Here is a 26240-nt window from a genome sequence, read left to right on the forward strand (position 1 = left end):
TACCGCATGAAATCAGTTATCCGGCCGCTCCTGCTCGCCACCACCATGCTACTGAGCGCCTGCGCCGCGCCGCGCCCCGTTACGAAGTCGGCCGCCACTTATCCGTGGTTTCCGTTCACCTGGCACACGGCCAAATTGAGTGGCAAAGAGCACAAAGTTGCTCTTCTGGTGCCCGTTAAGGTCAAGGATTTAGACGCCAATTTCATTGCGCAGTTCGACTTGGGCAGCGATGCGACTCTCCTGTACGGCGAAGCTCTGAAGAACTACTTCGCTACCCGGGCCCAGCTGTACGCCCTGCTCGATACCACCCGCAGCGGGATGAGTGACTCGGGCATCCGCAACTACGGCACCACTGGCTTGCCCGTGGTTTTCGGCCCCATGCAGGTGGCCCGGCCGCTGTTTATGTCGGGTTACGGGGACGAAGTGCCGCAGGACTCCCTGCATACCAAGTCACCGAAATCGGTCGGTACTATCGGGGGCGATTTTGTCGCGGGCAAGGTGCTCGTTATCGATTACCCGCAGCAGCGCATGTGCGTGCTCAATTCAGTTGATGCTTATTGGGAGGCAAGAACCACCTTTGTAAAGAGCCGGGTCAGCAACAACACCATGCACATCCCCCTCACCATCGCCCAGCAGAAGTACTGGGTATTGTTTGATACGGGGTCTAGTTTATTCTCCTTCACGAGCGATGAGAAAACCTGGCGCGCGCTGGCCCAGCCAGGACCGCCAACCGACACGTTAACAGTAAATTCCTGGGGTAAGCAGGTAGCATTTTACGCGGCTCCCATGCAGTCCCGGGTGTATTTAGGCTCGTATCAGTTGCCCGCCGCAAACGCCTGGTTCACGCGCGACCAGCGCCAACTGGAATTCATGAAAGCGACAAAAGTGGCAGGCATCACCGGCAACGCCTTATTTCAAGAGAAAGTGGTGGTGCTCGACTTTAAAGGCCTCCGATTTGGCATAGTGAAGTAGCTGGCCAGTCCCCCTCGGCACCGGCTTGGTTTCACCCCAGCTTCCCGTGGTAGCGCAGCACTTCCAACAACCCGTCGCGGTAGGTTTCGCCAATGGGCAACGGCACACCGTGGACCTGCACGCGGTGGCGCTCCACGAACTCGAGGTGGCGCAGGTTGATGAGGTAGGACTTGTGGATGCGCACGAAGCGGCCGGCCGGCAGCTGCTCTTCGAGCTTACGGAAGGATTGCAGAATCAGCAGCTTGCCGGTGGCCGTGTAGTACATCAGGTACTCCTTCTGGCCCTCCACGTAGTAAATATCGTCGACCAGCACCCGGCGCAGGCGGCCGTCGTGGCGCACGAACAGGGCTTCGTCGGCGGCTTCCGGGCTTTCCGGGATAACCGGGTGAGGGACCGGCGCAGCGGGCGGCAGCAACGCGGCGCGGGCCCGGTGGGCGGCCTGCACGAACCGCTCAAACGAAATAGGCTTAAGCAGGTAATCCAGGGCCGGCAGCTCGTAGCTCTGCACGGCGTAATGGGGGTGGGCGGTGGTGAAGATGATGCGCGGCCGCGGCACCGGCAGCAGCTGGGCGAGTTGCAGGCCCGTGAGCCGGGGCATCTGGATATCCAGAAATACCACATCCACGGGCGTATCCTGCAAGAAGGCTGCTGCCGCCAGCGCCTCCTGAAACTGCCCCTTCAGCACCAGAAACGGCACCTGCTGGCAGAAATCCACCAGCACCTTGAGCGCCAGCGGCTCATCGTCTACCACAATACAGCTAATCGGACGAGGGGTTTCCATGAGCGGTGAGGTGGTGAAGTGGCGAGTTTGATGTTCGAGAGGAACGGATGGGGTAGATGGCGCAATGAGGACTATTACCCGTCAACTCACCATATCCCCACCTGCCTGTTTCACTTTCACCGACAGCCGGGCGGCGTACTGTTCAGCGTTGGCCGTGATGACTAGCGCGTGCCGTTCGGGGTAGAGCAGTTCGAGGCGGCGGCGCAGGTTGGCCAGGCCCACGCCCCCGGGCGGGGCCGCGTCGGGGGCCACCCGGTTGCGGACCGTAAAGTGCAACTGCCCGTCGGTGGCCAGTTCCAGCACGAGGCGCACCACGTGGGGCCGGGCCGTGAGGTCGCCGTGCTTGAAGGCATTTTCCACCAGCGGCAGCAGCAACATGGGCGGCAGGCGCAGGGCGTGCTCGGCGCCGGGCGGCAGCAGAATCCGAAACTCGATGGCTTCATCGGCTTCCTCACCGGAGGGCAGGCGCAGCTGCTGGAGCGTAAGGAAGCTTTGCAGGTGGCTGATTTCGCGGGCCAGCGGCACGAGGTCGTCGGCGCTTTCGTAGAGTTGGTAGCGCAGTAGGCCGGCCAGGCGCAGTACCGCTTCGGGGGCCTGGGGCGAGGCCTGCAGCGTAAGCGAGTAGATGTTGTTGAGCGTATTGAACAGAAAGTGCGGGTGGAGCTGAGTTTTAAGCAGCGCCAACTCAGTGCGCACATGCTGCTGCTCCAGCTCGCGGCGGTGGCTGAGCTCGCGCCAATAGTCGCCGGCTAGCCGCAGAAAGAAACTCAACAACAGAATCAGCCCACCCAGCAGCAGGTAGTAGGATTGCAGCACCTGCACGTAGTAGCTCAGCGGCTGCGACTGGCCCTGTACTTTCACCTCATCGAAGCCGTAGCTCACGCCAATCCGCACCGCACAAAACACGACTACCCCTACCACCAGCACCGCCAGGTAAGTGCCCAGCCACCCGCGCCGGAACAGGCGGGGCATCAGCAGCCAGTTCAGGTAGAACAGGCCCGAATCGAGCAGGTTGGTGGTGAGAGCCAGGGCCCAGAAGTGGTCCTGCACGGGCGGCACCAGCACCCCCTGACGGAGCAGCCAGCCCTGCAAATCGAAGTACAGAAGCAGCGCGGCCCAGGCCAGGTGCACCCAGGGAATTCGCTGCAGCCAGGGCGGCAGGGGCCGGGGAGGGCGCGGCAGGGGCGAAGCGGAGGGAGTGGGCGAAATCAGGGAGCGGCGCGTTAATGGCCCGGCAAAGTAGCCATTCAGGAGCAGCCGGGGCTGGTTTTTCAACCAGCCTGTTCTTCGCTTCAACCAATCAGCCCCTGGCAGCTATCAGCCGGGGGCAGTTAGTTGTTGATGTAAACCCTAATGAGCTTGGTTAGAATCAGGTCCATCTTACCACTCAGCGTTTCGAGCCGGCTCTCCATTACTTCCAGCCGGCTTTCCACGCCGCCTACCTGCTCCTGGAATAACTCGCCCGCGCCCGTACCGGTAGCCAGCCCGCTCAGGTGGCTGTTGAGTTGGGTCAGCTCCCCACGCATGTCGGATTGGGCCGCCAATACCTGCCCCAGGGCCTGGCTATTGCTTTCAGTGGCCTGCACCAATTGCTTGAGCAAGCCGGCGTGCTGGCGTAACTGGGCAGTATGACGGTCCAGAATAGCAGTAGTTTCCGAAATAAGCGGTTCTAGTTGATTCAAGCGTTCTTCGGGAGTCATACGCGGCGCAGGGAGAATAGGAGAATTGTAAGGCAATATCAGAATATTTCTTTATCCAGCCATATAACTACCCAAAAACTTGTGCCCCATTGTCCCCTATTCGATCCTATAGTGCCTTTTTGGCTCCGTAAGGCCTAATACGGGCATTCACCGGTGAATAAATTGACCTTTGATCAGATACGCGATAGTCTTACTTAACTACTATTACACCGCCAGTGCCTTCGCATTCCGCAGCCGCATAGCTACCAATCCTCCGCTACCGCCCTTACCAGGTGGAACTTAGGCCTGGCTGGTCCGGCAGAAACTGATACACCACGCGCTCCCGTGCAGGTACGACTACCTGCACGGGAGCCCGTGGTATGTTATTCGTTGCGGCAGTTAGCTTACCTCTGCCATATTTTCCACGACTCCTCGGCCTGAATGCAGAGCATTTCGAAGCCATTTTTCACCTGTGCTCCCACGGCGGCCCCACGCTTCATGAACTCAGTTTCGGCCGGATTATAGATGAGGTCGTGCAGGAAATGTTGGGGCGTGAGGGCAGCATAGGGCAGTGGCGGGCACTCGCCTACGTCGGGGAAGGTGCCCAGGGGGGTGGTGTTGATGATCAGTAGGTGCTCCTGCAGCAGGCGGGGCGTTAGCTCGTCGTAGGTGAGGCCGGGGCCCAGCGGATTGCGCGATACCACCCAGTAACCGATATCGAGGTCGCGCAGGGCAACTTCCACTGCTTTTGAGGCCCCGCCGCTGCCCAGCACCAAAGCCCGCAGCCCTACCGGACTGTTCTGGCCCAACAGGTGGCTCACCGACTCCCGGAAGCCAACATAATCAGTGTTGTGACCTACTAATCGGCCATCGGTCCGAAACTCCACCACATTCACGGCTCCCACCCGAGCCGCCGAAGCAGCCAGCTCGTTGAGAAACGGCCAGATTTGCTCCTTGTACGGAATCGTGACGTTGAGCCCCCGCAGCCCGGTCCGGCTGGCCAGCAACGTGGGCAGTTCAGCTATGGTAGCCAGTTCGAACAGTTCGTACTGGTGGTCGGATAGATCGAGGTTGTGGAACTTCTGGGTGAAATACGTTTGGGAAAACGAGTGTTTCAGGGAGCGGCCGAGCAGTCCGAATTCTGGCATAAGACACAAGAGGTTTCAGGCGGTAAGCAGTTGCCAGACCGTTGCTTCCGAACATGCGGGCAAGCGTATTATAACTAACAACTGAATCTACGCTACTGGCCGCGACTTGCTACCCCGGGCCTTCGCAAATTCCCACACGGCAGGCAGCACCGACAGCACGATGATGACCAGCACCACCAGCGAGAAGTTTTTCTGCACGATAGGAATGGTGCCGAAGAAATAACCGGCTCCCGTGAGCAGCACTACCCACAATACGGCCCCGGTAAGGTTATATGACAGAAACTTGCTGTATTTCATGGTGCCCACACCCGCAATAAAGGGCGCAAACGTGCGGATAATGGGAATGAAGCGGGCCAGAATGATGGTTTTGGCACCATGCTTCTCATAGAACGCCTGGGTGCGCTCCAGGTGCTCGCGCTTCAGAAACCGCGAGTTTTCGCGGAATACCCGCGGCCCCAGGTAGTCGCCGATATGGTAGTTGAGGGCGTCGCCGAGCACGGCAGCCACAATCAGCAGGCCCATCATCACCCACACGTTAAGCGGCGAGCCGGGCAAGGCTACCAGCGAGCCGGCCGCGAACAGCAGCGAGTCGCCGGGCAGAAAGGGCAGCACTACTACGCCGGTTTCCACGAAAATGATGAGAAACAGGATAGCGTAAGTCCAGGCGCCGTAGTCCATGATAATGGCGGCCAAGTGCTTGTCGAGATGCAGAACGAAGTCGATGATGTGCTTCAGGATTTCCATAAGGGGGGGTTGAACCCGTAAAGAAAGCGAGTTACCGGCAAACGGCTTCGGCCGGTGGCCCATTTAAACCCCCAACTTCCGCAGAATCAGCAGGCGGTTGAACTGCTCCACCTCCATATCTTTCACTTCGAAGCCCAGGCCAGCCAGAAATTCGGGTAGCTGTTGGCCGTCGGGGTACAGGTCGGCCGTTGTTAGCAGGTTGCACAGCGCCCAACCGCCGGGCCGCAGCACGCGCCGCAACTGCTCCCAGAAGTTACGCTCGCCCAACTCGGCGGGCAGCTCCAGATCCAGGAATAAGTCGACTATCACCAGCTCGAACGCATCTGCCGGGGCCGTCGGCAGCCACCCGAAGGCATCGGCACACACGATATCAAGCCCTGCCCCTGCTTGTATGCCAAATTCCTCGGCGGCCACCCGAATCACTGCTGGATCGAGCTCCAGGGCCGTAATGGCGCCAGTTACCGCACGCTCCTGGCGTAGCAGCGGCAGCACCGAGCCGCCCCCCAAACCCAGCAGCAGCACCGGGCCAGCCGGGTCGGCGGGGGCGAAGCGCAACCCGTAGCGTAGCACTTGCTGCAACAAGCCGTAGCTGTAATTAGCATAGGTCGTATTGAGTACTTTTTGACCGCGCCAGAGTACAACTTCCAACGTCCCGCTGTAGGCTGAGGGTATGCGCCGGGTCAGGGGCACCAAATGGCTCAATAGGTGGCGGGCAACGGTCAGCATAGGGTTCACGGCGGCCAAGGTACGAGCCGCCAGCCGCTTGCCACGCGCCTCGTCGGGGCCTCAATAGCAAAAGGCCATCATGCGTTGCACAATGGCCTTCCAATTACACGTCTTCAAATAGCCGCTTACTGCGCGGCAATGCGCCAGATTTTGCCGCCTGCATCATCGGCTACCAGCAGCACGCCATTGGGCAGCACCGTTACGCCCACCGGCCGGCCGTACACCTCGTTTTTCTCGGCGTTGGCGATGAAACCGGTCAGGAAGTCTTCCGGCTTGCCGGTGGGCTTACCGTTCTGGAAAGGCACAAATACTACTTTGTAACCCGAAAATTCGGTGCGGTTCCAAGAACCATGCTGACCGATGAAAGCCCCGCCGCGGTAGCGCTCCGGAAACGCTTCGTTCTTGTAAAAAGCCAGCCCCAACGAGGCCGTATGGGCGCCCAGCGGTACCTCGGGCACCAGCGCTTTTTTCACTAGCTCCGGCTTTTCGCCCTTGCGGCGTGGGTCTACGTGCTGGCCAAAGTACGAGTAGGGCCAGCCATAAAAGCCACTATCCTGCACGCTGGTCAGGTAATCGGGTACCAGTTCATCCCCCAGCTCGTCGCGCTCATTCACCGCCGTCCAGAGCTGGCCGGTGCCGGGGGCCCAGTCCATGCCCACGGGGTTGCGCAGCCCGGCGGCGTATATCCGCTCGCCGCTGCCGTCGGGGTTTATTTCGAGGATGTTAGCCCGGCGCTTTTCCTCCTTCATCCCGTTCTCGCCCACATTCGAACCCGAACCCACCGATACATAAATCTTCCGGCCATCGGGACTGGCCAGCAGATTCCGGGTCCAGTGGTTGTTGTAGCCCCCGGCCGGCAAATCCAGAATCTTTTCGCCTTTGGCCTTGATAGAGGTCTGGCCGCCGGCGTAGGGGTAGCGCCACACACCATCGGTATTCGCCACGTAAAAATAGCCGCCCAGCAACAGCATCCCGAAGGGCTGGTTGAGACTATCGAGGAACACAGCGCGCTTGTCGGGGCGGCCGTCTTGCTTCTCGTCGCGCAGCAGCGTGATGCGGTTGGCGCTGGTGGGCCTGAGCGACTTGGAAGGGTCGAGTTTGAGCGCGGCCGCTACGGCTTCCTTGGTATCGGTAGGCACGGTGTTGGACTCCGCTACCAGCACGTCGCCATTGGGCAGCACGTACATATTGCGCGGACTTTCGAGCCCGGCCGCGTATTGCGTTACCAGAAAACCGGTGGGCACGGTGGGCATTTCGGCTTGGGGCCACTCCACTATCTTGCTGCGCTTAGTTACCGATTCGGTGGCGTAGGGCTCGGGCAATTCCAGCTCTTTGATGGCCGTAGCCACCGTGTCGGCAGGCGTAATAACAGCCGCTTCCGTTTTTTCCTGTTGCGTGGGGCCACCGCAGGCAGCCAGCAGAGCCAGCGCGGCAACCACCGAAATAGAGGCAATACGATTCATAGAGGGGTAAAAGTACTAAACGAGGCCGGCCTAAACCACCACCGGCCCGGGCTTTCTTCTTTAACTGATTTGGAGCGGCTGGGGTTGGCCACCCGGTGCCAGAGCCGCCGCAAGGTTCAGGCCACAAGCACACTGGCCCCACAAAAAGGGGCCGAACGCTTACCGTCCGGCCCCTCAACTCGTTCGCCCAACTACGGGCAATGTCGCTGCTTAGCCGCGGGGCATCGAGGTGCCCGGCCGGGTCGACGACTTGGGCTCGGGGCGGAACATCTCGTCCACGGCATCCATATCCAGGAAGTCGCTGAACGTGTCGCCGCGCAACCCCAGTCGGATGGTTTCGAGGCTGATAATTTCGTTGGGCGCAATGTTGCCCAGATTTACGTTGGCTCCCAGCAGCTTGATGAACCACACCTGCTGCGCCTTTTGAGGAGCTTCCCAGATGATTTTCTCGGACGGAACCTGGGTCAGAATTTCTTCTACCAAACCCGAGCGCACCTCACCGGTACTGCGGAACAGACCCACATTGCCGGCCTCGCGGGCTTCGCCAATCACCTTCACGGCCCCGGCTTCGAGCTCCGTTTTCATCTGCGAAATCCACTTGTAGGGCGGAATGATCTTCTCGGCGTCCTTCGAACCTACTTCGCTCAGTACCTTCACCTGGCCCGAGAGCGTACGGATAAAGTCAAGCTTTTTGTCGTGGTTTAGGTCGAGCGAACCGTCCGAAACCTCAGCGTATTCCATGCCGAAGGTGTCGAGCAGGCGCTGGTAATCGGCAAACTGATTGCGGATGATGAAGGCTTCGAACAGCGTGCCGCCAAAGTAGACCGGGATGCCAGCCTCTTTGTACACGGCCAGCTTGCGCTTCAGGTTAGGTGTCACGTACGAAGTGGCCCAACCCAGCTTCACGATGTCGGTGTACTCGGCTCCAACTTCCAGGAAATCTTCTACCTCCCGCACACTCAAGCCCTTATCCATGACCATCGTAAAACCTTGCTCGCGGGGTTTGAGCGTCCGCTCGGGAACCTGACTCAGGGAATAATTCATTCGTGGAGGCTTTGACTAATTGGCAATTCGAAGGATTGATTAGCGCGCGAATCGCCCGGCGCGGGCCAAAAGTACGCCCGAATTCTGTAAGCAGTAAGTCCGGCTGCTGGGGCTGCGCGAGTGCTGGGCTGAATCCCGCCCGCCAAAACCTTATTTCCGGTACTGATCAATCAGGCGGGCCAAGGCCTGCTGCGATTCGAGCTCGGGGAAGTAGTCGAACAGCAGGCGGTGCTTGTCGAAATCGAGCACCAACGCATTTTCGAGGCACGCGTAGGCTTCGCGGTAGCGGCCGGCCGCCAGCAGGTAAGCGCACAGGCGGTAGTGCAACTCGGCTTCAGCCGGACTGATTTCGAGGGCGTTGCGCATCAAATCGATGGCCCCATCGAAGTTGCCCTGCTCGTAAAGCAGAATGCTCCAGTTCAACCAGCCGTCCTTTACCTCAGGGCCGGTTTCGGTGGCCTTCTCGTAAGCCTCCACTGCTGAGGCCAGATTACCGATCTGGTATTCGGCAGCCGCCAGCGCCAGCCAATACTCCACGCTTTCATCGTAAAGCGCTACCGCTTTCCGAAAGAAATGAATGGCCTCGAAATACTTTTCCTGGGCGTTCATGATGATGCCAATACCAAACCAGGCTTCGTCCATGGTGGCATCGAGGTCGATGGCCCGCTGGTAGAAGCGGCGGGCCAGATCCCACTCGGCCAGCTTTTCGTGGCACTCCCCGATGTTGCACAACGCCTCAGGCGAGGGCGCACCCTCGGGGTGGCTGAGCTCGAACTCGGCAATAGCGGCACGGTAGCGTTCCAAGCTCACGTAGCAGCTGGCCAGAAACCCGTGGGCGTCGTAGTACTGGGCGTCAATCAGGATGGCGTAGTCGAAGGCGCTGATGGCCTCATCGAACTTACCAGCCCGGTAATACGCCTGCCCCAGATTAAACCAAGCCAGGGCCGAGTACGGGTCGTCGTCGGTGAAGCGGCGGAAGAACTCCAGGTTGCTTTCCAGCCGCTCACTTACCTCCAGGCAGTAAAGCAGCTCCTGCACGGCCACATCGTTGTCGGGGTTGAGGCGCAGGCTTTGCTTATAGTACTTGGCGGCGCTCTTGTACTTCTGCCAACTCTGGTAGGCCAGCCCGAGGTTGAAAAAGATGTCGTCGCGGTCCTCTGTGGTTTCCAGTGCCTGCAGGAAAAAGGCCACTGCCTCGGCAAACTCGCCCTTCTGGGTGGCGATGATGCCGCGGGTAACGGCCACGTCGGGGTTCGTGGGGTCGAGTTGGGCGACGTCCTCAATCTGCGTGCTGGCAGCGCCGTATTCGCCCTTCATGGCAAGCACCTGCGAACGGTCAATCAACAGCTCGGTACTAAACGGGTACTGGGCAATAGCAGCCTCGCAGGCCTGTAGGGCGCGGTCGTACTGGGTATTGGTGGTATAATGGTCGATGATGTCCTCAAAATCGGCCAGATCAAAAAAAACGGGCTCGTTGCGGTCTACCATGTCCTCAAAGCGGCGCACGGTAGCCAGTACTTCGTCCCGATCTTCAAAATTCTCGTTCATTCTCATGCGTCAGCTAGCAACATGAATCGGCCAAAAAGGCAGTTTTCATGGGTGAGCGAAGCCGCTTTCTGATAAGCAACGGCCCCGCCCTGAATATACAACAACCACACCTAAGGTGAAATAGGGATTTCGGTAGCCGATGAGCGGTCTTTCCTAGGCCTTAACGGCGCAAACAACCCAGCGGTTCAACAGTGCAAACAGCGTACTTCGCGCCGTAAGGGCAGTCGAACCTCAAATCACCGATCCACTATTTCACCAACTCCTGGCAGCACCAGCGGATGGTTTCCGGCAAAGGTCGGAACTCGCGCTGCAATTCGCGCCGGATTTTATCGGCTTGGTACTCGAAGGGCCGGCGGCCGGCACGGGCCGTATCGCGGGTGATGAGCGGGCGGGCCCCGGTGAGCAGCGACCGGGCATGTTCGAGCCGCCAGATGGTTTCGGCCGCCCAGTTGGGCACAGCCACCGCGGGCGGGCGCTTGCCGAACTCAGCGGCCATCAGGCCTAGTACCTCACCCAGCGGCCGGCTTTCCGCGTTCAGCACGTACCGCTCCCCGCTACGAGTGGTGTCGAGCACCAGGCTGGCCAGCATCTCGGCCACGTCGCGCACATCTACGAGGTTGATGGTGGAGGATGTATAGAAACGATGTTCGTCGTAGGCGTAGCGGAAAAGGCGGGTGCTGCTCCGGCTCCAATCAGCGGGGCCCAGCACCACCGAGGGGTTCACCATCACGGCCTTTAGGCCCTCCGACACGCCCCGCCACACCTCCAGTTCGGCTAAGTATTTCGACGTAGCGTAGGCACTGTGTTCGGCCCCCAGGTCCCACTGGGCCTTTTCGTCGATGAGCAACGGACCTGCGCCCGGCGTTTCGGCCGCTTTGCCCCCACCCAGTGCCGCCACCGACGATACAAACCCCAACCGGATACCGGGCCGCTCCAGGCAGGCGTCTACCACATTAGCCGTGCCCTCCACATTCACCCGCAACAGTTCTTCTTCGTCCTGCGGAGCGTAGGAAACCAATCCGGCGCAGTGAAACACATGGGTTACGCCGTCTAAGGCGGCCCGCAACCCCAGCCCGTCGCGCACGTCGCCCGGCACCCATTCCACCCTAGCTACTGTGGGTACTTGTTCGCCGCGGTAGATAGCCCGTACTGGTAACCCGCGTTGTTCTAGCTCCGCCAGCAAGAAGCTACCCACCAAACCACTACCACCGGTTACGAGAATCATATCGTTAGTTATCACTTATCAGCTACCGATCGGCAACTGATTTTCCTGCGAGAACAGCCTATCAACCGGCAAGTGTGTAGTGGCAACTCACAGTGTATTATTTAGTAATGGTAAAGCCAGCGCCTTAACCAAGTAGGGACTGACCAGTACTTTCGTGCGGAGCGTATCGAGGTGTTTGAGATGGTGGGTGTCGGTGCCGAGCAAATCTACCAAACCCTCATCGATGAGCTTTTCGGCCACCCGCTTCGCGCCGGCTGAGTAGTAGCCAGTTAGTGAATTCAGGTTCACTTGCAGCAATACGCCCTGCTCCCGAATCCGGGCCAGCTCCTCAAAACGGCCATAGAGGTAGGTATAGCGTTCGGGGTGGGCCAGTACTGGCCGGTAGCCAGCTGCCAGCAGGTTGAAAACCGTTTCGTTGAAGTTGAAAGGCTCATTGATATAAGACGTTTCGAAGAGTACCAGTCGCTGCTCTCCCCCAAACGTCAGCAGCGGCTCGTTCTCCTCCAGCCGCCGCCCGAAACTTTCATCGAGGTAGTACTCGGCCGCGCAGTCAAGCTCGATGCCTGTTATACCCGCTTCTGCTGCTGCCTTGCGTAGGGCCGCCAACGCCCCCGCTATGCTTTCGGGTGTATTGCGGTAGAAGTCGCCCATCACGTGGGGCGTCATAATCAGCTTGCGGTAACCCAAAGCCTGCAACTGGCGCAGCATCTCTACCGACTGCTCTATTGTCTCGGCCCCGTCGTCGAGGCCTGGCAGCAAGTGCGAGTGCATATCGGTACCCAGCGCCGCAAACCCCAGCGAATTGGCAGAGGGAATATTTGAGCCAAAGAGCTTGCTGAAAAACGACATGCCGGGGTTTACTGTTAGGAAACCCGCTTGCGCAGCCGGCTCAACAGGCCTCCTTCGGGCTTCTGTTCTTCGTCATAGTAACCCTGCCCGTAGCCATACCCGTAGCCATACCCGTACCCATACCCATACCCGCCAGTGGTTTTGGCGTCGTTCAGGATGGTGGTGAGCTTGGTAAAGCCGTTGGTACGCATGAGCTTGTTGATGTTCTTAAGAAACGTCTTCTTGGAGTAGTTAGCCCGAACGATATAAATCGGAACATCGGCCTTACGCATAATCAGAATCCCGTCCGTCACCAGCCCAACAGGCGGCGTGTCGATAATAATGACATCATAATACTGATGTAATTCTGCGATAAGGATATCAAAATTAGGTGTCAAAATCAGCTCCGACGGGTTAGGTGGCGTAGGCCCGGCCGAGATGAAATCCAAGGTTGGAAGACTTGTATGTTGCAAACACTCCTGCCAAGTATGTTTCTCAATTAAGATTGTGCTAATACCTTTCGTGTTGTCGGCATCGAAAGCCAAGTTCACTTTGGGCTTGCGCATATCCAGGTCTAGAATCACTACCTTCTGATCAGAGGCAGCGATAATACCCGCCAGGTTAACGGCCACAAAGGTTTTACCCTCACCACTAATCGTAGAAGTAATAGAGATGAGTCGCTTCTTTTTAGAAGTAGCCATAAACTCCAGGTTAGTCCGAATGGAACGAATTGCCTCCGATAGCGCCGACTTTGGATTTCGGTCGACCACCAGCTTCGAAACGGCCATCTTTTCCTTGTCGTAAGTCGGAATCACGCCCAATACGGACGCGTGGGTGTTACGCTCCAACTCCCGGATATTGGTTACGGTGTTGTGCAGCAAGTAGCGCACAGCTACCAATCCCAACCCTAACAGGATGCCTGCCGCCAACCCGATGGCATAAACGATGAGCTTAACGGGTGAAATGGGTACGGCCGGACTTGCAGGCGACAGAATCTGAAAGTCGGCTGTAGCGCCAGCCATCGAAATACCGAACTCCATCTGCTTATCCATCATCAGTAAATTATATTTCTCGTACAGCTCCAAGGGCCGCTGCAGGCGAGCCTGCTCAGTATATTTATCGGGTAGCTGTTGCAGCTTCGTATCAAGCTCCGCCCGCTTGCCGCTGAGCTTGGCTATCTGCTCTTGGATTAGCTGCTGGTTTTTGCGCAGCAGTTGCCGCACTATCTTCTTGAGGTCAGCGATGTTCTGTTCTTTGGTTTGCATAGCCAGCGTAGCGCCCGGCTGATACGAAAGTAATGCCCGCTTTAGGTCTAGCTGTGCATCACTAAGCTCCGTAATCCGCTGCACCAGCTGCCCATCCTTTACTTCGGCAAGTGCCGGAATACTCTGCATTACATCACCGTCGGGCCGGACAGTCAGACGGTCCTGCTCAACTAGCCGGGCCACATCGTTCATCATATCGGCCTGTTGCTGAAGCTTGGTCCGCTCCTCTTCCAGCTCCATCAACAGGCCGGTTATCTGCCCCACATCACCTTTCACATCGTAAGAACCCGTACGTTTAACAAAAGACTGCATAGCCTCTTCGGCTTGATTGAGCTTTTGATTATTGTCACCAAGCTGATCGTTGATGTAGCCCATGGCCCGAGTAGCTTGCTCCTGCTTGCGGACTAGCTTCTCGACCAAGTATACCGAGTCGATACCGTTAACGATGGCCTGTGCTTTAGCTGGATTGTGGTCGGTAAACGAGATGCTGATGGTGTTGGCATCTAAGTTGACGATATCCACCAATAGGTTGGTGTCAAAGTATTCATTAAGCGCTGAGTTGCTGTTAATGCGAAACGAATACTGCTCCTCCAGCACCGACTCGTTATAGTTAGCTGCTTTGCTGATCACGAGCCGAAATCCAGCGGCCGTGAAGGGTTCATCGAATCGGTATTCCTGCTCACCGCCGCCCAGTCCATCAGGTAAGATGAGCTGAAAAGTAGTGGCGGAAAGAAGATTAATACCTATTTTCAGATCGAAGACGGCGTTGTTGATTGGCTTATATTTGACTATAAAAGGCGAGGAGGCGTATAGCTCAGACTCCAGAACGGTGCCCTGGACGTAATAATTTACGTCCAGATCAAGCGAATCTTTCAAACGCTGATAGATAATATCGGATTTAATAACTTCTATCTCACCCGACAAACTGTTCAGATTCTTCTTCTGATCAATAGCTCCGCCCAAAGCGCCTAACCCAAGCACACCAGCTTCTGACTTTTCGTCGATTTTGAGCGCAGACGTTGATTTATAGAGTGGTGGTGTATAGCGTAAAAACAGCCAAGAGGCTGTCAGGCCCAAAGCAATGAGAAGCACCATCCAAGGCAGACTTTTGCGCACCACCATGAGCAGGGTAGTTAAATCCAGCCCACCGCCATCATCTTCTTCCACCTCCTCGCCGCCAGCATTGCGGATAAGTTCTTCCAGTTCCGCGTCTTCCTTAGTTGCCATTCGGGTAATTGGTCAGGAGGGAATATCTTATTTCAGCGCTTTTCACTGGTTATTTGCCCAGTTGCGAAATAATATAAATGGTACTTACAAGAGCCGATATGCTACCAATGAGTGCAAATAGCGGTGTAGCATCCTGTAGCCCTTCATAGAAAGGGCGTCGGATGGGCTCAACATATATAATGTCGTTGGGTTCCACTTGTAGGTTAGCCCGGCGCATGCCATCAATAGTCGTCAGATCGATGAGTTGCACCTGCGGATTCTTTAAATCTCCCCGAATCAGACGGATATTATCGGCCCGACCAGCCCGGCCCGAGCCACTTGTTCCCACAAATGCTCCTTCGATACCACCAGCAATGGCTAGCACCTCCAGCAGGTTCATGTTGTCGTTGGTGATAGTAATGACTTGCCCCGAGCCACCTGAAGTGGCTCCTAGTACCACCAGACGGTTGTTGGTAACGCGGGTTGTAACGTACACTTCCTTATAGAACTGGGTATATTTGGTCTGTAGCAGGCTGTCGGCCTGCAATAGCGTCAGGCCGGCCAAGCGCTGGTATTCTACCAGTGGCAACCGTACGATACCATCGTGCTGGACCAGAAACGTGTTGTAGCCCTGCTGGTTTTGCTGCTGGCCTTGCTGGCCCTGCTGCTGGCGCCCACCGGTGCTGCCCGAGCGGCCAATACTGCTTCCACCGCCACTAATGCCGCCGCTTTGTATACCGCCATTCGGCATGCCAATCATCAACTCGCCATTGGGGTCGATAATCCGTTCGCCGTTGTTGGTGTACACCCGCACTTCGAGGTAGTCGTTAGGCTGGATGATGTAGTTACGTTCGGCCCGGTTTACGACGTCGCGCAATCGGGCTGTGTCCATGCGGCCGGCTCCGTCGGTGCGGAAAAGAATGTTCTGCTGATGGACGCGAGCTGTGGCGCAGGAGCCTAATACGAGGGCGGCGGGGGCGACCAGCAGCCAGAAGTACAGGAAGCGGCGGAGGATCAATTTAGGCATGCAAACCGACTCAGGCCGGATTCAAGTGAAAAATCAAGGGCAAAAACGTACCGGGTCAACCAAACGGTATTTGCCTAAAAACCATCAAAGAAACCGAATAAACCGGCTGTATCAAAATAGATTCCCTGCCAGGCCGAATCAGATGCTGGCGAGTGCGCTCGTAAAATCGTACTTTCGCGAACCCAAAGTCGGCGGCCAATGGTTGTATTTGTGCCAACTGACCTTATCACCCCACTCAATCCCACCCCCACCTGTATGGAACTGGTAGCTACCGAGAATCAAACGATGATTGCCCAAATGGTGCGCGACTTTGGCGCCCAGCACATCAAGCCCCGCATGATGGAGTGGGACGAGTCGCAGGAATTTCCGAAGGAGGTATTTCATAAGCTCGGCGAACTGGGCCTGATGGGCGTGCTCGTGCCCCAGGAGTATGGCGGGGCCGGTTTTGGCTACGTGGAGTACGTGACAGCCATTGCTGAGCTGTCTAAGATTGACGGCAGCATTGGCCTGAGCATGGCTGCTCACAACTCGCTCTGCACCGGCCACATTTTGCAGCATGCCTCTGAGGAGCAGAAGCACAAATACTTGCCCAAGCTGGCTTCCGGCGAGTGGATCGGGGCTTGGGGTCTCACCGAGCCCAACACTGGTTCCGATGCCGGCAACATGCGCACCGTGGCCATCGAAGACGGTGACCATTACGTGCTCAATGGCGCGAAAAACTTTATTACCCACGGCAAATCCGGCAATGTGGCCGTGGTAATTGCCCGTACCGGCGAAGTCGGCGATTCGCGGGGCATGACGGCCTTTATTGTGGAGCGCGATACGCCTGGCTTCGCGGCCGGCCGCAAGGAAGACAAGCTCGGGATGCGGGCCTCAGAAACCACGGAGCTGATTTTCACTGACTGCCGGGTACCTAAGGAAAACGTGATTGGCAAAATCGGTGACGGTTTTGTGCAGGCGTTGAAGGTGCTCGACGGCGGCCGTATCAGCATCGCGGCCCTGAGCCTGGGTATTGCGCAGGGTGCCTACGAGGCGGCGTTGCAGTACTCCAAGGAGCGTTATCAGTTCAACCAGCCTATTAGCAACTTCCAGGGCATCAGCTTCAAACTGGCCGATATGGCCACCGAAATTGAAGCTGCTTCGCTGCTCACCTATCGCGCCGCCGACATGAAGGACCGCGGCCTGAATGTGAATCTGGAATCGGCCATGGCTAAACTCTATGCCTCCGAAGTGTGCGTGCGCGTGGCCAACGAAGGCGTTCAGATTTTTGGCGGCTACGGCTATACCAAAGACTACCCAGCCGAGAAGTATTACCGTGATGCTAAGCTCTGCACTATTGGCGAAGGCACGTCCGAAATTCAGAAGCTGGTTATTGCCCGGGCCATTTTAAAGTAAAAACGATTTCGAAGGAACGGTGTCGTGCTCAGCACTATGCCGTTTTGCTTCCAAGGCTTGCAAATTGCAGAAAGATGTTACTATCTTTGCGGCCCTTCGTAAGATTGATTTTCCAAGTTCACTGCTGATATGATCATCGTCCAAATCAAAGAAAACGAGTCGGTTGACCGTGCGCTCAAGCGCTTCAAGAAGAAATTCGAGCGCACTGGCGTTCTGAAAGAGCTGCGTCGTCGCACCTTTTTCCAGAAGCCGTCCATCACCCAGCGCAAGCTGAAGCAGAAAGCCATTTACAAGCTTTCTACTTACGGCCCCGACGCGGACCCCAAGTAGGTCGGAGTCTGTGGCTTAGCCACTCTCCGAACGAAAAGCCCGGCTGATTTACTCTCAGGAGTGAATCAGCCGGGCTTTTTGCGTTGAGGCAGGGCGGTTTTTTTCTTGGGTCGAATTACCTATCTTGGGTATCCGGCCTTGCCTGTAGCTTTGCGTATGGAGTTATTTTTTGATTATCTACGCTTCGAGCGGCGGTACAGCCCCCACACGGTCGTATCATATCAGACCGATTTGCGGCAGTTCGGGGAGTTCCTGCACACTACGTTCGAACTTGAGGAGCCGGCCCAGGCCGACCATACGTTGGTGCGCTCCTGGGTGGTGCATTTGATGCAGCAGCAGCGCGATGCCCGCACCGTGAACCGCAAAATTGCCTGCCTGCGCTCCTACTACAGTTACTTGCTGCGTACGGGCGTTATTCAGAAGAATCCGATGCTACGCATCACCTCGCCTAAAGTGGCCAAGAAACTCCCCGAGTTTGTGCCTGAGGAGGCACTGAACGGTTTGCTTAACTCCTTCGAGTTTCCCGACACCTTGGCCGGAAGCCGCGACCAGCTGATTCTGGAACTGCTTTACGGAACCGGCATTCGGCTCTCGGAACTGATTGGTATTCGGCACGCCGACCTGAGCTTGCTGGGCCGCACTGTGCGCGTGACGGGCAAGGGCAATAAGCAGCGGGTAGTACCACTCAATCCCAGTCTGCTGCTTGTACTGGAGCGTTATATAGCGCGGCAGAAGCAAGAATTCGGGATGAGCAGCAACGCCACCGAGGCGCTTCTCGTTACAGACAAAGGGGAGCCGTTGTACGAAAAGTTGGTTTACCGGACTGTGAAGCACTATTTGAGCCAGATAACTACTGCCTCGGGCCAACAGCATCCGCACGTACTCCGCCACTCATTTGCCACCCACCTACTTAGCAAAGGTGCTGATTTGAACGCTATTAAAGAACTACTCGGGCACGCCAACCTAGCCGCCACGCAGGTGTACACCCACCTAAGTATCGATAGGTTGAAGTCCGTTTTTGATAAGGCCCACCCGAAGGCCTGATTGGTTTATTTTCTTACCCTTAACACCCTCGTCGATGAAAGTACAGATCAACTCGGTACATTTTGATGCCGACCAGAAATTGCTCGATTTCATCCAGCAACGCCTCAACAAGCTCGAAACCTTCTACGACCGCATAACGGAAGGCGAAGTAATCCTGAAGCTCAATAACAAAGACGGCATCGCCAACAAAACCGTAGAAATAAAGCTCATGGTACCCGGCAATACGCTGTTCTGTGAGGAGGATGCTCCTACTTTTGAAGCAGCTACCGATGCTTGCTACGAGGCCATGCGCCGCCAGTTAGTGAAGCACAAGGAAAAGCTCGTTAACTATTAAGTTTTAAGTCTTCGTATGACGGCAGTTAGCTGTCTGTTAAACGCACGAAAAGCCCCGCCTGACGACTCAGACGGGGCTTTTTGATTACTCGAACATCAGTTTAAAGATTAAACTCAGCCTTGATTTTATCCACGTAGTCGAGCTTTTCCCAAGTGAAGGTTTCGACAGTTTTAGTGGTGCCATCGGGCATTTGCACCTGCTTGGTGCCCGCCTCGCGGCCCATGTGGCCATAAGCAGCCGACTCGGCGAAGATGGGATTCTGGAGGCCCAGACGCTGCACAATGGCGTAAGGGCGAAGGTCGAAAAGGCGCTGGACCTTTTTGGCAACCTGGCCGTCGGTGAGCTTTTCGCCGGCACCATCGGTAGCGCGGATAGTGCCGTAGGTGGTCACGAACACGCCCACCGGCTCGGCCACGCCGATGGCGTAGGCTACCTGCACCAGTACTTGGTCGGCCACGCCAGCGGCTACCAGGTTTTTGGCGATATGGCGGGCCGCGTAGGCCGCCGAGCGGTCGACCTTGCTCGAATCCTTGCCCGAGAATGCTCCGCCCCCGTGGGCACCTTTACCGCCGTAGGTATCGACGATGATTTTGCGACCCGTTAGGCCGGAGTCGCCGTGGGGACCACCGATGACGAACTTGCCGGTGGGGTTGATGTGGTGAATGATATCTGGCGTAAATAGGCGCTGGGTATCGGCATCGAGCTGGGCCTTTACGCGGGGGATAAGGATGGTTTTGATGTCGTCCTCGATGCGGCGCAGCATGGTGGCCTCGTCAGGGTCAAAATCGTCGTGCTGAGTGCTCACTACAATCGTTTCGATAGCCTCAGGCGTATTATCGTCGGCGTAGCGAATGGTGACCTGGCTTTTGGCGTCGGGGCGCAAATAGGTCATTTGCTGGCCAGCTTTGCGGATAGCCGATAGCTCGCGCAGCAACCGGTGCGAAAGGTCGAGGGCCAGGGGCATGTAATTGGCCGTTTCGTTGGTAGCGTAACCGAACATCATGCCTTGGTCGCCAGCGCCCTGCTCTTCGGCTGTGGCGCGCTCCACGCCCTGGTTGATATCGGGCGACTGCTCGTGCAGCTTGTTGAGTACTTCGCAGGTGTCGGCGTTGAAGAGGTACTCGGGCTTATCGTAGCCGATGCGGCGAATTACGTCGCGGATGATGGGCTCGGCCGCCACATGGGCCGTAGACTTAATTTCGCCGGCAACGAGGGCAAAATCGGTGGTTACCAGCGTTTCGCAGGCCACTTTGGCGGCGGGGTCCTGGCGCAGGTACTCGTCGAGAATAGCGTCGGAAATCTGGTCGGCTACTTTATCCGGGTGGCCTTCCGAAACAGATTCGGAAGTGAACAGGTAGGGCATCAGCTAAGAAAAGTAAGAGTACGCGCGGGGCCGTCAGCCCCTGCCCCGCATTGGCAACTGGCCGGGCAGGGCCGCAAAGCTACAAGATTTCCGGTGGTTGGTACCAGCTATCGGCCGCCAAACGCGGTGGGTAGGTGCGCAAGAGAAACTCAACCGACAAACGCCGTTTTCGTTTAGTAGCGCAGCACTTTTTTTCTGTCCCCATTTCCCGTACTATCCTGTCGCATGAGAAAACGTTTCGCCTTACTACTGGCCCTGCCGCTACTGCCTTTGAGCTCAGCGCAGGCTCAGCGCAACGCTTCACCCTACCACACCCGCTTCGCCGTCGATGCTCCCGTGACGCTGGGTCTGGGGGCACTGAGTGGGGTAGGGCTGCTGCTCATTTCTAAAAAGGATGGTCTGGACCAAGCTGGACTGGCTGCCCTCAATAAGCAAGATGTACCCAAATTTGACCGGTTTTCGGCCGGTAATTACAGCGCCGGTGCCCAAACAGCCAGCGACCTTATCGTGTACCCTTCGCTCTTAATCGCACCGGGATTACTGGCCCTCAGCAACAACATTCGGGCGAACTACGGGCAAGTGCTGGGGCTCTACCTGCAGACGATGGCCGCCTCCAACGCCACTTTCACCCTCACGGCGGGCAATGTGTACCGCTACCGGCCCTTTTTATACGGCACCGAGGGCGGCACCGACAAGCGTACCAGTAACATTTCGACCAACTCGTTTTTTGCCGGCCACACCGCCAATACGGCGGCGGCCACCTTCTTCGCAGCCAAGGTGTACCACGATTTCCATCCGGGCTCGGCGGCTCGGCCTTTTGTGTGGGGAGCGGCGGCACTGGTACCGGCTGCTACGGGCTACTTCCGTCTTAAAGCCGGCAAGCATTTTCTTTCCGACAATATTGTGGGCTACACAGTTGGCGCGGCAGTCGGTATTCTGGTGCCCCAACTGCATAAAACCGCTGCCCGAACTGGTTATTCGGTAGCGCCGGTACAGGGCCTGAACGTGAACGGGTATGCCTACAGCGGCCTGTCGCTGACGAAGCGGCTGTGAGTCTGCTAGCTGAAACGGCGGGCCATGATCAAGAAAACGGGCCGTAGCTAACTACCTGCCAGAGGTGCCAGCCCAGAGCTGCTGCCACCAACAGCCCGGCCCCGAGCTGCCCTACCGGCCGCCGGGCCAACTCGGTAGCCGCAACCAGCAGCAACAGCGGCACGAGCATGAATGTGAGCCGCTCTTTGTAGTATCCGAGCCCGGCCAGAAAAACCAGCAGCAACAGCAGCAAGCCCACCAATTCGGAGAGGCTAGGCGGCCCAGATTGGTGGGCCCGGTGCCAAAGCCCGCCCGCCACGAGCGCCAGCATTATAAACGGCCCGATGGCCGGCAGCGTGGCGGCGAACTTGCTTAGGTTGGTTCCGGCCAGGGCCAGAAACACAGGCAGTGGCTGCTGCCACAAACCCCGCAGCCATACCAACTGGCCGTAGGCTTCGGCTTCGTGGTTGTAGTAGGCCACGCCCTGCAGCTGCAGCAGCCCAATCCAGAGCAGCGTAGGCAACGCGAACAGCAGTATTAGCCCGATGGCCCGTCCCAGCAGCTCCGGCACGGCAACCGTCCGGCGTTCCAGCCAGAGGCCGTAGAGCAACACAGGCAGCACCAACGCGAAGCTGCCATACACCAGTGCCAGTACGCCACCCAGCACCGCCAGCCTTGGCAGGGCCGCCCGCCACCGGGGGCGTTCGGAAAGCTGCAAAGCCAGATAGAGTAGCAGCAGCGGAACCAGAAACGTGAACATCTGCTGATGAACGGTCCAGAAAAACGCTTTCGTGACTTGATTCGACACCACAAACACCAGCAGCGCGGCCAGTACCAGCGGCTGGCCGCGCCCAACCGTGAGGCGGTAGTAGAGGTGCCGGAACAGTAACAGTGCCCCCAGGAGCACGGCGTAATTCAGCAGCACGTAGCCGACATAAAACCCGAGCAGCGGCCGGTACTTGGCGGGCAGCTTGGCCACCGCGGCGGCCGGCAGCAGCCCGCCGGCTTTCAGCCCCTGCACCGCCCACGTAACCGGGTAGCCCACCGCCGAGCCCAGCAACACGAACAATGGCCGCGACTGGCGCACCGCCCGCGGCGCCAGCAGCCGGGCCGGGTAACGGGCGCTTTCCATGAACTCGAACCCGTCGCAGTTGGCCGTGAAGCCGGCGAACGAGGTCAGGTGCAGGTAGGTGCCGCAGTACTCATCCTCGGTGCGCGGGGCCGGCGAAAACCAGAACGACGTGGTGGCTGCCAACATCAGCAGGGTGTAGCGGATGAGGCGGCCGACTATAGGGCGCATTTGGGATACTTCGGGTTAAAAGAACGGCGTCGTACTGAACAGTCCGCGCATAAAACCTTTATTGCCCACCGACGCCGTTACCAGTGGCCCCGGCGGGCTTCAGGTTCTCTTCGAACAGTTTCAGGATACGGCGGTACTCGTCGGTCCAAGAAGATGGTTCCACGAAACCGTGATTCTCGACCGGGTACACGGCCAGCTCCCAGTTCTCCTTTTTCAGCTCGATGAGGCGCTGGGTTAAGCGCACGATGTCCTGGAAATGCACATTGGTATCGACCATGCCGTGGCACATAAGCAGGTGGCCTTTGAGGCCGGCGGCGTAGTTGATGGGCGACGAGCGGGCATAGGCCAGCGAGTCGTTGTAGGGCTCGTTGAGGATGTTGTCGGTGTAGCCGTGGTTGTAGTGGGCCCAGTCGGTGACGGAGCGCAGGGCGGCCCCGGCCTGGAACACATCGGGCTGGGTGAACATGGCCATCAGGGTGATAAAGCCGCCGTAGCTACCGCCGTAAATACCGATGCGCTGGGGGCTGACGCCGTATTTTTCGGTCAGCAGCTTGGCGCCGTCCACCTGGTCGGTGAGGTCCTTGCCGCCCATGTAGCGGTAGATGCCGGTGCGCACGTCGCGGCCGTATCCGGCCGAGCCGCGGTAATCGATATCGAGCACCGTGTACCCTTTATCAACCAGCAGGTTGTGGAACATGTACTCGCGGAAGTAGCTGCTCCACCACTTATGGGCGTTCTGGAGGTAGCCGGCCCCGTGCACAAACACCACGGCCGGGCCCTGGGCCTGCGGACTAGCCGGGCGGTAGAGGCGGGCGTACACGCCGGCTCCGTCGCGGGCTTTGTACTCGATTACCTCGGGCTGGCGCCAGGCGTAGCTCTCGAACTCGGGGGTAGTGCTATGGGTGAGGCGGCGCATTTTCGCGCCGGGCTTGTTGTCCATCGTGTACAGCTCCCAGGGCATGTTGCTGGTGCTGTAGCGCAGGGCCCAGGTTTTCTCGTCGGGCGAGAGGGTGGCCTCGTCGTAGCCGCCGGGCTGGGTGGTGAGCTGGGTGAGCCCGCCGCCACCGACCGGCATCCGGTAAAGGTGCTGCTCGCCGGGATGGGTTTTGTTGGCCAGCACGTACCAGTTTTTGCCGTCGCGGCTCAGCTGAGTTTTCTGAACCTCGAACGCGCCGCTGGTCAAGGCCTTTTGCTGGCCACTGACGATGTCGTAGGTATACAGGTGGGAGTAGCCGGTGGCCTCGCTCTGGAACCAGAGGTGGCGCGAATCGGGCAGCCAGCCCACGTTGCCTTCGTCGTAACCGATGCCGGGGCCGTTGATCCAGGCATCGTCGTGCTGCCGGTCGAGGAGCTTGATTTTCTGGGTAGCCGGGTCGAGGCCGACAATCCAGCGGTCCTTGTTGTCGGTGCTGCGGATGACGAGGAAAGCGTGCTGCCCGTCGGGCGACCAGAACGGGCCAAAGGGTATCACCCGGCGCAGCTCGGTGGCCGGCTTAGCGGTCTTGGCCATTTTCGCCGCCTTGGCCGAATCGGCGGGCGTGGGGGCCTGGGCTTTCAACTGATATTCCTTGCGGTAAGCTGGCTGCTCATCGAGGCCCTTTAGCTCCTGGTAACCGAGCACGAAGGTGGTGTCGCGGCCCACGTCGTAGAGGCCGAGCTGGTAGGCAGTTTGCGCCGCGCCCACCTTAGTGCGGGTGTTGATGTCTTCGGTGAAGCCCGAGGCCGTCACGAAATTGGGCACCAGCGCCACTTTCTCGGCGGCGGGCTCCTGGGCCAGGGTGTAGGTCACGTAGCGGCCATTGGGAGCCAGGCGCAGGTTGCGTACAGTTTGGGTGCCGAGCCAGATGGCTTTGGGCCGCAGCCGGGCCAGGGCCTTCTGCTGCTGCTGCCGGGCCTTGGCATCCTGCTCTTTGCCGCGCAGCACCTCGAACAAAGCCAGTTGCTGGGCTTTGAGGAATTTCTCGCTTTTATCGGTGGGCTCGCCGGTAGCCGGACGGGTGCCCTTGCGGAAGTCGGTGCGCTGTACCGTTTCGCCGGTGGCCGGGTCCCAAGTAAACAGGTTGCCGCCGCGGGTGTAGCTGATGGCCTGGTCCTGCAACGCGAAGTGCGGATCGGTTTCCTGCTCGGCGGTATTGGTTACGCGCCGGATGCGCTGGGTTTTAAGATCGAGCAGGTAGATATCGCCAGCCTTCTCGTAGAGTTTGCGGGTGTAGCGCCGGTCATACTCGCCCTCGGCAGCGGGCAACCCCGGCTGTTCGCGCAGACTCACCTTACGGGCCACGCCCCCGCCGGGGGCAATGCGGTAGAGCGAATCGCGCCGGGCCTTTTCGGGGTTCCAGTTGAAGTAGATGGTTTTGCCATCTTCGGCCCAGGAAATATTGGAGGGCGAAGTACCGAGCCACTGGGCCGGGTCGCGCATGATTTTCTCAACGGTGAGCGGGGCCAGTTGCTGAGCCTGGGCGGTGCCAGTGAGCAAAAGCGCCGCCAGGGGCAGCAGGTAGCGGTGGGTCATAAGGGGCGGGTTTGGGCAGGAAGGTAAGGGACGCGGGCGAAACAGCGGCGTTGCGCCGGGAATGCTGAATGCGCTACAACCCATCCAACTCCTTTCGCAGATTCTGCCGCGCTGCCGCCCCAAACCGCTGCCGAAACTCCAGGGTGCGGTACAGCTCCGGCGTGTTCAGCAGTTGCGCCAGCACCTTGCGACGGCCCTGGCGGTACAATTCGGCGGGAACCAGCTGGTACTCCTGCCGAATTTGATGGGCGTACGCAGCGTAATCGTCCGGCTCAGCCCCCAGCACGCGCAGGTCGGCATCAAGGAAGAAATCCAGGTCGGGGGCCGGGGTGTGAGATGCAGTGTGGCGAGCGGTGCATTCGATGAGGTAAACTACCCGCGCCTGCCGCTCGGGGCTGAGGTTAGTACAGGCCAGAAACTGCCGGGCCAGCGCGGCGCTGCGGGTTTCGTTTTCCGACGACAGGTAGTCGTACACCGCATCGTGAAACCAAACGGCCAGCTCCACCACCGGCTGGTCCTCAACCAGTTCGGCGTACTCGTCTACCGTAGCCAGCAGGGTTTGTAGGTGGTGCAGGTTGTGGTAGTAGCGGCCCGGGCCGTCGTAGGCCGCTATGAGCTGCTGGTACGTGGCGTCGCGGAGGGCGGCATCAGCTACGAGTGGGTCTGTCAAAGCGTTCCAGCGGGTTTGCATGGGCAGATTATACGTTGATAGCACGTCATTCAGAGCGCAGCGAAGAATCTCGCGTGCTGACGTTGTCGAAGTATCTAAAAGCAAGGAAGCACCAGTACAATTTCAGTACGCGAGATTCTTCGCTGCGCTCTGAATGACGTTCTCTAATTCCCCGTGGGCACGCCGTAGGGGTTGGCCTTCTTGATTTCCAGGTACCGGTCCGGGGCGACCAAGTCCTGGAAGCCGAAGCGGCGGTAGAGGCCGTGGGCATCGAGGGTGGCCAGCAGAAACCGGCGCAACCCCTGCAACTCAGGGTGTTCGAATACGGCCTGCATGAGTTGTTTGCCCAGGCTCTGGCCCTGGAATTCGGGTAGCACGAATACGTCGCAGAGCCAGGCGAAGGTGGTGTAATCAGTGACAACGCGGGCGAAGGCCGCCTGCCGGCCATCGGGGGCGTAGAGGCCAAAATTGAGCGAGTTTGTAAGGGCCCGGTCCAGGGTTTCGCGGGGCATGCCCAGGGCCCAGTAGGACTGCTGGCTGAGGTAGTCGTGAATCAGGGCCACATCGAGGCGGGCAGGGTCGGTGCTGACGGTGAACATGGGTG

General features: G+C 58.3%; 24 protein-coding genes. 6 read left to right on the top strand and 18 right to left on the bottom strand.

The features are described 5' to 3' along the window. Positions 1 to 6 precede the first annotated feature (6 nt). Positions 7 to 972: a hypothetical protein gene (locus tag CDA63_RS00705; protein ID WP_088462521.1), complete on the top strand. Its 966-nt coding sequence runs from the start codon at positions 7 to 9 to the stop codon at positions 970 to 972. A 31-nt stretch (positions 973 to 1003) separates the two neighbouring features. Here the strand turns inward: CDA63_RS00705 and CDA63_RS00710 are convergent, their stop codons facing one another. From CDA63_RS00710 to CDA63_RS00770, 13 genes are all read right to left on the bottom strand, one after another. Next, positions 1004 to 1753, bottom strand: a complete 750-nt coding sequence (locus CDA63_RS00710; RefSeq protein WP_088462522.1) for a LytR/AlgR family response regulator transcription factor — start codon at positions 1751 to 1753, stop codon at positions 1004 to 1006. A gap of 81 nt (positions 1754 to 1834) precedes the next feature. Next, complete coding sequence (locus CDA63_RS00715) at positions 1835 to 3028, bottom strand: sensor histidine kinase (RefSeq protein ID WP_088462523.1); 1194 nt, start codon at positions 3026 to 3028, stop codon at positions 1835 to 1837. Between the two features lie 56 nt (positions 3029 to 3084). Further along, entirely contained in the window at positions 3085 to 3435 is a 351-nt protein-coding gene (locus CDA63_RS00720) for a dynamitin family protein (RefSeq protein WP_126546666.1), read from the bottom strand. Between the two features lie 401 nt (positions 3436 to 3836). Next, complete coding sequence (locus tag CDA63_RS00725; protein ID WP_088462525.1) at positions 3837 to 4580, bottom strand: shikimate dehydrogenase family protein; 744 nt, start codon at positions 4578 to 4580, stop codon at positions 3837 to 3839. An 87-nt stretch (positions 4581 to 4667) separates the two neighbouring features. Next, positions 4668 to 5324: a DedA family protein gene (locus CDA63_RS00730; RefSeq protein WP_088462526.1), complete on the bottom strand. Its 657-nt coding sequence runs from the start codon at positions 5322 to 5324 to the stop codon at positions 4668 to 4670. A 63-nt stretch (positions 5325 to 5387) separates the two neighbouring features. After that, positions 5388 to 6050 (bottom strand): spermidine synthase, encoded by a 663-nt coding sequence (locus tag CDA63_RS00735; RefSeq protein WP_126546667.1) that lies wholly within the window; start codon positions 6048 to 6050, stop codon positions 5388 to 5390. A 125-nt stretch (positions 6051 to 6175) separates the two neighbouring features. Further along, on the bottom strand, positions 6176 to 7513 hold the full coding sequence (locus CDA63_RS00740; RefSeq protein WP_088462528.1) for a PQQ-dependent sugar dehydrogenase: 1338 nt from the start codon (positions 7511 to 7513) through the stop codon (positions 6176 to 6178). Positions 7514 to 7723: 210 nt separating this feature from the next. Beyond that, positions 7724 to 8557: a phosphosulfolactate synthase gene (locus CDA63_RS00745; RefSeq protein ID WP_088462529.1), complete on the bottom strand. Its 834-nt coding sequence runs from the start codon at positions 8555 to 8557 to the stop codon at positions 7724 to 7726. Between the two features lie 150 nt (positions 8558 to 8707). Next, the gene (locus tag CDA63_RS00750; RefSeq protein ID WP_088462530.1) at positions 8708 to 10105 is read right to left on the bottom strand and encodes a tetratricopeptide repeat protein; all 1398 of its coding nucleotides are present in this window, start codon (positions 10103 to 10105) and stop codon (positions 8708 to 8710) included. A gap of 247 nt (positions 10106 to 10352) precedes the next feature. Beyond that, entirely contained in the window at positions 10353 to 11330 is a 978-nt protein-coding gene (locus CDA63_RS00755; protein WP_088462531.1) for an NAD-dependent epimerase/dehydratase family protein, read from the bottom strand. Between the two features lie 87 nt (positions 11331 to 11417). After that, entirely contained in the window at positions 11418 to 12179 is a 762-nt protein-coding gene (locus tag CDA63_RS00760) for a tyrosine-protein phosphatase (RefSeq protein WP_088462532.1), read from the bottom strand. Positions 12180 to 12193: 14 nt separating this feature from the next. Next, on the bottom strand, positions 12194 to 14650 hold the full coding sequence (locus tag CDA63_RS00765; RefSeq protein WP_088462533.1) for a GumC family protein: 2457 nt from the start codon (positions 14648 to 14650) through the stop codon (positions 12194 to 12196). A 49-nt stretch (positions 14651 to 14699) separates the two neighbouring features. Continuing rightward, positions 14700 to 15656 (bottom strand): polysaccharide biosynthesis/export family protein, encoded by a 957-nt coding sequence (locus CDA63_RS00770; RefSeq protein ID WP_088462534.1) that lies wholly within the window; start codon positions 15654 to 15656, stop codon positions 14700 to 14702. A 255-nt stretch (positions 15657 to 15911) separates the two neighbouring features. On the opposite strand from CDA63_RS00770, the gene CDA63_RS00775 reads away from it, so the two are divergent. The 4 genes from CDA63_RS00775 (at position 15912) to hpf (ending at position 18759) form a co-directional block, all read left to right on the top strand. Next, positions 15912 to 17051 (top strand): acyl-CoA dehydrogenase, encoded by a 1140-nt coding sequence (locus CDA63_RS00775; protein ID WP_088462535.1) that lies wholly within the window; start codon positions 15912 to 15914, stop codon positions 17049 to 17051. 129 nt (positions 17052 to 17180) lie between these two features. Continuing rightward, positions 17181 to 17381 carry a 30S ribosomal protein S21 gene (rpsU, locus tag CDA63_RS00780; protein ID WP_088462536.1) on the top strand — a complete coding sequence of 67 codons (201 nt, stop codon included), beginning with the start codon at positions 17181 to 17183 and terminating at the stop codon, positions 17379 to 17381. A 156-nt stretch (positions 17382 to 17537) separates the two neighbouring features. Next, on the top strand, positions 17538 to 18425 hold the full coding sequence (locus CDA63_RS00785; RefSeq protein ID WP_088462537.1) for a tyrosine-type recombinase/integrase: 888 nt from the start codon (positions 17538 to 17540) through the stop codon (positions 18423 to 18425). Between the two features lie 34 nt (positions 18426 to 18459). Next, positions 18460 to 18759 carry a ribosome hibernation-promoting factor, HPF/YfiA family gene (gene hpf / locus CDA63_RS00790; RefSeq protein ID WP_088462538.1) on the top strand — a complete coding sequence of 100 codons (300 nt, stop codon included), beginning with the start codon at positions 18460 to 18462 and terminating at the stop codon, positions 18757 to 18759. A gap of 100 nt (positions 18760 to 18859) precedes the next feature. Here the strand turns inward: hpf and metK are convergent, their stop codons facing one another. Next, a complete protein-coding gene (gene metK, locus CDA63_RS00795) occupies positions 18860 to 20122 on the bottom strand; it encodes a methionine adenosyltransferase (protein ID WP_088462539.1) in 1263 nt (420 codons plus the stop codon). Between the two features lie 225 nt (positions 20123 to 20347). Between metK and CDA63_RS00800 the strand changes: the two genes are divergently transcribed. Further along, positions 20348 to 21175 carry a phosphatase PAP2 family protein gene (locus tag CDA63_RS00800; protein ID WP_088462540.1) on the top strand — a complete coding sequence of 276 codons (828 nt, stop codon included), beginning with the start codon at positions 20348 to 20350 and terminating at the stop codon, positions 21173 to 21175. A 28-nt stretch (positions 21176 to 21203) separates the two neighbouring features. Here CDA63_RS00800 and CDA63_RS00805 read toward each other — a convergent pair whose 3' ends face one another. The 4 genes from CDA63_RS00805 to CDA63_RS00820 all read right to left on the bottom strand — a co-directional run bounded on the left by CDA63_RS00805 (position 21204) and on the right by CDA63_RS00820 (position 26235). Then, complete coding sequence (locus CDA63_RS00805) at positions 21204 to 22454, bottom strand: hypothetical protein (RefSeq protein ID WP_088462541.1); 1251 nt, start codon at positions 22452 to 22454, stop codon at positions 21204 to 21206. Between the two features lie 58 nt (positions 22455 to 22512). After that, positions 22513 to 24966: a S9 family peptidase gene (locus tag CDA63_RS00810; RefSeq protein ID WP_088462542.1), complete on the bottom strand. Its 2454-nt coding sequence runs from the start codon at positions 24964 to 24966 to the stop codon at positions 22513 to 22515. A 73-nt stretch (positions 24967 to 25039) separates the two neighbouring features. Beyond that, entirely contained in the window at positions 25040 to 25636 is a 597-nt protein-coding gene (locus CDA63_RS00815; RefSeq protein ID WP_088462784.1) for an HD domain-containing protein, read from the bottom strand. A gap of 164 nt (positions 25637 to 25800) precedes the next feature. Continuing rightward, positions 25801 to 26235, bottom strand: a complete 435-nt coding sequence (locus CDA63_RS00820) for a GNAT family N-acetyltransferase (RefSeq protein WP_088462543.1) — start codon at positions 26233 to 26235, stop codon at positions 25801 to 25803. Positions 26236 to 26240: the final 5 nt, after the last annotated feature.

Origin of the sequence: Hymenobacter amundsenii, assembly GCF_002204745.1 — a bacterium.
GTDB classification, from domain to species: domain Bacteria; phylum Bacteroidota; class Bacteroidia; order Cytophagales; family Hymenobacteraceae; genus Hymenobacter; species Hymenobacter amundsenii.